Below are 7,644 nucleotides of genomic sequence, written 5' to 3'. Positions count from 1 at the left end.
GGCGAGCACCTCGTCGTCCGCGGACGGGGCGCCCACCTGCTGCTGGACGAGCGCGACGGCTACCACCTGGCCCGCCTGTCCAACGACTTCGTCGAGAAGCGTCTCGGCGTCTCGACCAGTCGCAACGTGCGGGTGATCCGCGAGCTGGCCACGCGCTGGGGCTGAGGCTCCGCGGGCGCACGGATCGGGCACGGGGAAGGCAGTTCGAGTCCTGCAGGGTCATCGGCAGGCGGGGGAGCGCCTCGACGCTGCCGAACTGCCTTCGCTGTGCGCGGCCTCAGACGTGCAGCGTCTCGATGACCGCGTCGCCGCGCGACATCTTGCCCGCGGCGCGGGGGAGCTCCGCGCGGGCCATCAGGTGGTGGGCGCGCGCCTCGTCGAGCGTCGACCGGCCGACCACGGCGCCGTCCGACACCAGCGGGACGAGCAGGGAGCGGTCGTCGCCGTCGTCGACGGGTGCCGTGCCGATCCCGACGACCTCGGCCCGGGCGACGCCTCGGTCGTCACGCCGTCGCAGCGCGTACTTCCGACCCCCGATCGAGGCCTTGTCGGTCGAGCGCTTCGCGACCGACACCATCCGCCCGTCGTCGCCCGCCCGGGAGACGAGCTTGTAGACGAAGCCGCAGGTCGGGTGCCCCGACCCGGTCACCAGCTGGGTGCCGACCCCGTAGCCGTCGACCGGGGCGGAGGCCAGTGAGGCGATCGCGTGCTCGTCGAGGTCGCTGGTCACCAGGATCCGGGTGCCGGTCGCCCCCAGCGAGTCGAGCTGGGCCCGCACCTCGTGCGCCAGCACGCCCAGGTCGCCCGAGTCGAGGCGCACCGCCCCGAGGTCGGGGCCGGCGATCTCCACCGCGGTCCGCACCGCCTCGGCGACGTCGTAGGTGTCGACCAGCAGCGTCGTGCCGGTGCCGAGCGCATCGACCTGGGCGCGGAAGGCGTCCGCCTCGGTGTCGTGGAGCAGGACGAACGAGTGGGCCGCCGTGCCCGCGCTCGGCACGCCGTACCGCTGGCGCGCAGCGAGGTTGGAGGTGGTCGCGAACCCCGCGACGTACGCCGCCCGGGCGGCCGCCACGGCCGCCTCCTCGTGGGTGCGCCGCGAGCCCATCTCGATGCACGGCCGGTCGCCGGCCGCCCAGGTCATCCGGGAGGCGGCGGAGGCGATCGCGGAGTCGTGGTTGTAGATCGACAGCAGCACCGTCTCGAGGAGGACGGCCTCGGCGAAGCCGCCCTCGACCACCAGCAGTGGTGAGTAGGGGAAGTAGGCCTCGCCCTCGGCGTACCCCCAGACGTCGCCGGAGAAGCGGTAGGATGAGAGCCACTCGCAGGTCGTCTCGTCGACCACCGCGCGGAGGACGGCGAGGTCCTCGTCGGTGAAGCGGAAGTTCTCGATGGCGTCGAGCGCGCGACCCACCCCGGCGACCACGCCGTAGCGGCGTCCGGACGGGAGGCGCCGCGGGAAGAGCTCGAAGACGGAGTGCCGCTCGGCCGTGCCGGCGTGCAGTGACGCCTGGACCATGGTGAGCTCGTAGTGGTCGGTGAGCAGCGCCGGCGATCGGGTCACCGGTGAAGCCTCCCACGGGGGAGCGGGCCCCCGGGCCTGTGCCACCATGGCCCCGTGTCCGCTGCCAGCCCAGTCGAGGTCGATCCGACGCTCTCGCCGGACGAGATCACGTTCCTCGCCAAGCCGTGGGTGACCATCGTCTGGAACGACCCGGTCAACCTGATGTCCTACGTCGCCTACGTCTTCCAGAAGTACTTCGGCTACGACAAGGCCAAGTCCGAGCGGCTGATGATGGAGGTCCACACGGACGGCAAGTCGGTGGTCTCCACCGGCACCCGCGAGGAGATGGAGCGCGACGTGCAGGCCATGCACGAGTACGGGCTGTGGGCGACCATGGAGAAGGCCTCGTGAGCGGCAGCGGGGGGTGCGCGCAGTGACCGGCTTCGCCCGGCACCGCAGGAGTCGCCTCGTCATCGCCACCTTCACGGGGTTCGAGGCGGACCTGCTGCGCTCCCTGGCCTCCCAGATCGTCGAGCTGCTGCGCAACGAGGCGGCGGTCCCCGACGAGTCCCGGGACCCGTTCGAGGCGATGATGGACTTCTCGGGGCCGACCACCGCACCCGAGGACCCGGTGCTGCACAGGCTCTTCCCCACGGCGTACGCCGACGACGAGGAGGCCGCTGCCGAGTTCCGGCGCTTCACCGAGGGCAGCCTGCGTGACGGGAAGGCGGCCGCCGCGATCACGATCATCGACGGGCTCGAGGAGGCCGGGCTGCCGCCCGAGCTGACGGAGGACGGCCTGATGATCGACGTCGAGCTCGACGAGCCGACCGCCGAGACATGGATGCGCTCCTTCACCGACATCCGTCTGGCGCTGGCCACCCGGCTCGGGGTCGAGGACGGTGACGAGGACCGTTGGCACTCCCTGCCCGACGATGACCCCCGGGCCCAGGCGCACGACATCTACGAGTGGATCGGCTGGCTCCAGGAGACCCTCGTCGAGGCGCTCACGGCATGAGCCCGGTCCCCGATTTCGTCGTCGAGATCCGCGAGATGATCGGCACCCACCCGCTGTGGCTGCCCGGGGTCACCGCCGTCATCCGGCGTGGCGACGAGATCCTGATGGTCGAGCGGGCCGACAACGGGGCGTGGACGCCGGTCACCGGCATCGTCGACCCCGGGGAGGAGCCCGCGGTGGCGGCGGCCCGCGAGGCCCTGGAGGAGACCGGTGTGGTCATCCGCGTCGACCGGCTGGCCTCGACGGCGACGACCTCCGAGGTCGTCTACGACAACGGCGACCGGGCGTCGTACCTCGACCTGACCTTCGCCTGCACCTGGCTCAGCGGCGAGGCCCACGTGGCCGACGACGAGTCGACCGATGTCCGCTGGTGGCCCCTGGACGCGCTGCCGCCGATGTCGGAGGCGATGGCCCGACGCGTCGCCGACGCCCTGTCCGACGAGCGCGAGGCCCGGTTCGTCACCGACCCGGGCGCCGAGCCGGTCCGCGAGGTGCTGCGCCCCGAGCGCCCGGTGCTCGGCGTCGACGCCTGCCCCGCCGGCTGGGTGGGTGTCCTGCTCACTCCCGACGGGCGCCCCACCGTGCACGTCGCCGGATCGATCACCGAGCTGGTGGCCCTGGTCCGCGAGCGGGCCGAGCCGGCCGTCGTGGCCATCGACATCCCCATCGGCCTGCCGGACTCCGGCGGTCGCCGGGCCGACGCCGAGGCTCGTGGCCAGCTCGTCGGCAAGGGGTCCTCGGTGTTCCCGACGCTCACGCGCGCGGCGTACGAGGCGGACACCTACGAGCTCGCGCGTGCCGCCAACCTCGCCGCCACCGGCGGTGAGCGCAGCGCGAGCGCGCAGGCCTACGCCCTGGGCGTGAAGGTCCTCGAGGTCGACGCATGGGTCCGGTCGGGGCCCGGGACCGACGTGATCGAGGTCCACCCCGAGCTCAGCTTCGCCCGGATGGCCGGGGCCCCGGTGATCGCGCGGAAGAAGGACGAGGAGGGCGTGCAGGCCCGTCGGGATGCGCTGCTCGCCCACGGCCTGACCGCGCCCGCGTGGTTCCGCGGGGCCGGCTTCGGCGAGGACGACCTCCTCGACGCGTGCGCGGCCGCCTGGAGTGCCGCGCGTCACGACCGCGGCGCGGGCGAGTCCTTCCCGGCACGGCCGGAGGTCTTCGGCGACGGCATCCCCGCCGCCATCCGCGTCTGAGCCGGGGTCGGCGGTGTCTCAGCCGGAGTGCGTCGTGACGCCGTACCGCTCCCGGGACGCGAGGGCCCACCGGGAGACGGGGACCGACACCATCGCTATGACGAGCATCAGGCCCGCCAGGACGAGCCAGCCCGTCTCGCCCATGTCGACGCACAGCAGGGTCACGATGGGCGGGCCCACCACGGCGATGACGCTGAACCCGAGTCCGGCGAAGCCCTGGTACTGCCCCTGTCGCTCGTGGGGTGCGAGTCCCATCTGCAGGCCCCACTGGCCGCCCGAGCCGATCATCTCGCCGACGACGTGCACCAACGAGCCGGCGACCAGGACGACGACGGCGAAGGTCACGTCGCCGCGGTCGGCCAGGGACACGATCGCGAAGCCGGCGGCGATCCACACCGAGCCGCGCACCAGGGCGCGGGCCCCGGCCTCGACGGAGTCGGCCCGGCGCGAGAGCCGGACCTGGAAGACGGCCACGCAGGCGGTGTTGATGATCAGCAGCACGGCGACCATCACCGGCGGGGCCTCGGTGCGCTCGGAGATGTAGAGGGCGAGCCCGAGCTCCATCACGAAGAAGTGCAGCGAGAACAGCCCGGTGATGGCCACGACCACGGCGTAGGGCCAGTCCCGCAGCACCGCCATCCGCGGCTCGCCCTCGGCGCGGCGGTAGGCCGGCAGGTCGGGCAGGCGGGTGGTGTTCCAGGCCGCGAACCCGGTGAAGGCGGCGTTCAGCACGAAGACCGAGACGTACGCCCATGACTCGTCGATCACGAGGGCGGCCCCGCCGAAGACCGACCCGAGCCCGATGGCGGTGTTGGTGACCGCACGCAGGTAGGCCTTGAACAGGACGCCGCGTCCGCCCGTGGCGAGCTGGGCGATGACGCCCTGCTGGACCGAGCCCGCGGACCGCTCGAAGAGCGCAAGGAGCCCGAGCAGCAGCGCCAGCTGCCACGGGGTCCGGGCGAGGACGGGCAGGGCGCTGGTCAGGGCGGCGCCGACCATGAAGACGGTCAGCATGCGTCGCGGTCCGTGGCTGTCGCCGAGGTGTCCTGCCGGGACCTGCACGACGATGCCGACCAGGGCGGCGACGGAGAGCGCGAACGCGACCTCCGCCGCGGAGAACCCGACCTGCCGCGTGAAGTAGAGGGCGCTGGTGGTCATGACGGCGCCGGCGCCGAACCGGTTGGCGAACGAGCCGATGGCGAGCACCCGCAGGTCGCGCTCGAGCGGGATGCCGCGCCGCGTCAGCGGCTGGGTCGTGCTGGTCGTCATCGGTTCCCCCCGAGTGGATCCATCCGTGGATCTATCTTGATGTCAAGATATATGTGGTGAGACGCCGCCGGGTCAAGTTGGTTGGTTGCCTAGGCTGGAGCCCGTGCTGATCATCGACCGGACGACGTACGACGCGATCGTCGCGCACGCCAAGCGTGACCACCCGGACGAGGCCTGCGGCATCGTGGCCGGCCCCGAGGGGACCGACCGGCCGGAGCGGCTGGTCGAGATGGTCAACGCGGCCGGCAGCCCGACGTTCTACGAGTTCGACTCCACCGACCTCCTCCATCTCTACAAGGACATGGACGCCCGCGACGAGGAGCCGGTGGTTGTCTACCACTCGCACACCGCCACCGAGGCCTTCCCGAGCCGTACCGACATCGGGCTGGCCATGGAGCCGAACGCGCACTACGTCCTGGTGAGCACGCGCACGCACGGGAATAACGAGGGTCCTGTGGAGTTCAGGTCGTATCGCATCATCGACGGCGAGGTGACCGAGGAAGAGGTCTCCGTCGTCGCCCAGCTGCACCCCCGCGAATCGGAAGAGAGCACCCCCTGATGGCCATCGAGGTCCGCATCCCCACCATCCTCCGCACCTACACCGACGGCGCCAAGGCCGTCGACGGCAGCGGCGAGACCCTGCAGGCGCTCATCGACGACCTCGAGGGCAACCACCCCGGGATCAAGGACCGCCTGATCGACTCGGGTGACCTGCGCCGCTTCGTGAACGTCTACATCAACGACGAGGACGTCCGCTTCATGGGCGGGCTCGGGGCCGAGCTCGCCGACGGCGACCAGGTCGTCGTCCTGCCGGCCGTCGCCGGTGGAGCGCGCTGAGCGGATGACGCGCTACGACAGCCTGCTGGAGTCGGTCGGCGGCACCCCGCTGATCGGGTTGCCGCGGCTGTCGCCGAGCGCCGACGTGCGCCTGTGGGCCAAGCTCGAGGACCGCAACCCGACCGGCTCGATCAAGGACCGGCCGGCCCTGGCGATGATCGAGCAGGCCGAGAAGGACGGCTCCCTGCGTCCCGGGTGCACCATCCTCGAGCCGACGTCGGGCAACACCGGCATCTCGCTCGCGATGGCGGCCAAGCTCAAGGGCTACCGGATCGTCTGCGTGATGCCCGAGAACACCTCGGAGGAGCGTCGCCAGCTGCTGCGCATGTGGGGCGCCGAGATCGTCTCCTCGCCCGCGGCCGGTGGCTCCAACGAGGCCGTGCGGGTCGCGAAGAGGATCGCGGGGGAGCACCCCGACTGGGTGATGCTCTACCAGTACGGCAACGACGCCAACGCCCTCGCGCACCAGGAGGGCACCGGCCCGGAGCTGCTGGCGGACCTGCCCGGCATCACGCACTTCGTGGCCGGCCTCGGCACGACCGGCACGCTCATGGGCGTCTCGAGGTTCTTCCGGACGGCCAGGCCGGAGGTGCGGATCGTCGCCGCCGAGCCGCGGTACGGCGAGCTGGTCTACGGCCTGCGCAACCTCGACGAGGGCTTCGTCCCGGAGCTGTACGACGCCTCGCTCATCGACTCGCGCTTCTCGGTCGGCCCGCGCGACGCCGTCCGCCGGGTGCGTGAGCTGCTCGAGCTCGAGGGCATCTTCGCCGGCATCTCGACCGGCGCGATCCTGCACGCCGCGCTCGGCCAGGCCGCCAAGGCGGTCAAGGCCGGTGAGCGCGCCGACATCGCCTTCGTGGTGTGCGACGGCGGCTGGAAGTACCTCTCGACCGGCGCCTACGAGGGCACGGTCGACCAGGCGGAGGATCGTCTCGACGGGCAGTTGTGGGCATGATGCTCACGTGCCCCTGCGAGTCTTCCGCCGCCCCCGCCCGTCCCTGGTCCTCGCTGCCCTCCTGCTGACCCTGCTGCCGGCCGCGCCCGTCGTCGCCGCGCCGGAACCCGGGGACCCCCACCTCACCAACACCGAGATCCCCGCCGTCGACGGCCGGGCCCGCCAGGGTGAGGTTCTCCGCGCCGATCCCGGCAGCTGGACGCCCCGGCGCGACGAGACGACGTACCGCTGGCTGCGCGACGGCGAGCCCGTCCGCGGTGCGCGGGAGCGCCACTACCGCCTCGCCGCCCTCGACGTGGGGGCCCGGATGAGCGTCGAGGTCCGGGTCCGCGCACCCGGCCACAGCTGGACGACGGCGGTCTCCGCCCGGACCTCGCGCGTGGCGTACGCCGCCCCGGTGCGCCGCCGGGTCACCTACAGCGTGGCCACCCGCGGTGCGATCACCACCAGCGTCGCGGTCTTCCGGCGCGAGGCGCAGCAGACGTACCACGACGCGCGGGGGTGGCGGGCCGGGGGCACCCAGTTCCGTCGGGTGGCCCGGGGCGGCGACTTCACCCTGGTGCTGGCGGCCGCATCGGCGCTGCCGTCCTTCTCCCCGACCTGCTCGACCATGTGGTCGTGCCGGGTCGGTCGCTACGTGGTCATCAACCAGGAGCGCTGGAAGCACGCCTCGCCCGCGTGGAACGCCGCCGGCCAGCCGCTGCGCGACTACCGGCACATGGTCGTCAACCACGAGACGGGGCACTGGCTCGGCCGCAGCCACGTGGGCTGTCCGGGTCCGGGCCGGCTCGCCCCGGTGATGATGCAGCAGTCCAAGGGCCTCGCGGGCTGCCGCTTCAACCCGTGGCCGCTGCCGGGGGAGCGCTGA

9 protein-coding genes are annotated in these 7,644 nt (G+C 72.4%); 7 read left to right on the top strand and 2 right to left on the bottom strand.

Features of this window, described 5'->3' with window-relative positions; genetic code table 11:
- Nucleotides 1-277: 277 nt before the first annotated feature.
- The gene (locus tag AC1DQF_RS14640; protein ID WP_477525951.1) at nt 278-1,561 is read right to left on the bottom strand and encodes a nicotinate phosphoribosyltransferase; all 1,284 of its coding nucleotides are present in this window, start codon (nt 1,559-1,561) and stop codon (nt 278-280) included.
- 54 nt (nt 1,562-1,615) lie between these two features.
- On the opposite strand from AC1DQF_RS14640, the gene clpS reads away from it, so the two are divergent.
- The 3 genes from clpS to AC1DQF_RS14625 are packed head-to-tail and all read left to right on the top strand — an operon-like array spanning nt 1,616 to nt 3,715.
- Nucleotides 1,616-1,912: an ATP-dependent Clp protease adapter ClpS gene (gene clpS / locus AC1DQF_RS14635; protein WP_477525950.1), complete on the top strand. Its 297-nt coding sequence runs from the start codon at nt 1,616-1,618 to the stop codon at nt 1,910-1,912.
- A gap of 13 nt (nt 1,913-1,925) precedes the next feature.
- Nucleotides 1,926-2,519, top strand: a complete 594-nt coding sequence (locus AC1DQF_RS14630) for a DUF2017 domain-containing protein (RefSeq protein ID WP_477525949.1) — start codon at nt 1,926-1,928, stop codon at nt 2,517-2,519.
- Nucleotides 2,516-3,715, top strand: coding sequence for a DUF429 domain-containing protein (locus AC1DQF_RS14625; protein WP_477525948.1), 1,200 nt, complete (start codon nt 2,516-2,518; stop codon nt 3,713-3,715). Before AC1DQF_RS14630 ends, AC1DQF_RS14625 begins: the two co-directional genes overlap by 4 nt.
- An 18-nt stretch (nt 3,716-3,733) precedes the next feature.
- On the opposite strand, the gene AC1DQF_RS14620 is transcribed toward AC1DQF_RS14625, so the two are convergent.
- A complete protein-coding gene (locus tag AC1DQF_RS14620) occupies nt 3,734-4,984 on the bottom strand; it encodes an MFS transporter (protein WP_477525947.1) in 1,251 nt (416 codons plus the stop codon).
- 103 nt (nt 4,985-5,087) lie between these two features.
- Here AC1DQF_RS14620 and AC1DQF_RS14615 point away from each other — a divergent pair, with 103 nt between their 5' ends.
- The 4 genes from AC1DQF_RS14615 to AC1DQF_RS14600 are packed head-to-tail and all read left to right on the top strand — an operon-like array spanning nt 5,088 to nt 7,644.
- On the top strand, nt 5,088-5,543 hold the full coding sequence (locus AC1DQF_RS14615; RefSeq protein WP_477525946.1) for a M67 family metallopeptidase: 456 nt from the start codon (nt 5,088-5,090) through the stop codon (nt 5,541-5,543).
- Nucleotides 5,543-5,821 carry a MoaD/ThiS family protein gene (locus AC1DQF_RS14610; RefSeq protein ID WP_477525945.1) on the top strand — a complete coding sequence of 93 codons (279 nt, stop codon included), beginning with the start codon at nt 5,543-5,545 and terminating at the stop codon, nt 5,819-5,821. Before AC1DQF_RS14615 ends, AC1DQF_RS14610 begins: the two co-directional genes overlap by 1 nt.
- A 4-nt stretch (nt 5,822-5,825) precedes the next feature.
- Nucleotides 5,826-6,776 (top strand): PLP-dependent cysteine synthase family protein, encoded by a 951-nt coding sequence (locus AC1DQF_RS14605; protein WP_477525944.1) that lies wholly within the window; start codon nt 5,826-5,828, stop codon nt 6,774-6,776.
- A gap of 7 nt (nt 6,777-6,783) precedes the next feature.
- A complete protein-coding gene (locus AC1DQF_RS14600) occupies nt 6,784-7,644 on the top strand; it encodes a DUF3152 domain-containing protein (protein ID WP_477525943.1) in 861 nt (286 codons plus the stop codon).

Source organism: Nocardioides sp. P4_G4, assembly GCF_056401085.1.
Note: the sequence above shows the minus strand (reverse complement) of the source record. Positions and strands in the feature narration are given on the sequence as shown.

What these genes read in the sequence shown, in the direction of transcription:
- AC1DQF_RS14625 (WP_477525948.1), top strand. Translation starts at nt 2,516, where the DNA reads ATGAGCCCGGTCCCCGATTTCGTCGTCGAGATCCGCGAGATGATCGGC.
- AC1DQF_RS14620 (WP_477525947.1), bottom strand. Translation starts at nt 4,984, where the DNA reads ATGACGACCAGCACGACCCAGCCGCTGACGCGGCGCGGCATCCCGCTC.
- AC1DQF_RS14610 (WP_477525945.1), top strand. Translation starts at nt 5,543, where the DNA reads ATGGCCATCGAGGTCCGCATCCCCACCATCCTCCGCACCTACACCGAC.
- AC1DQF_RS14605 (WP_477525944.1), top strand. Translation starts at nt 5,826, where the DNA reads ATGACGCGCTACGACAGCCTGCTGGAGTCGGTCGGCGGCACCCCGCTG.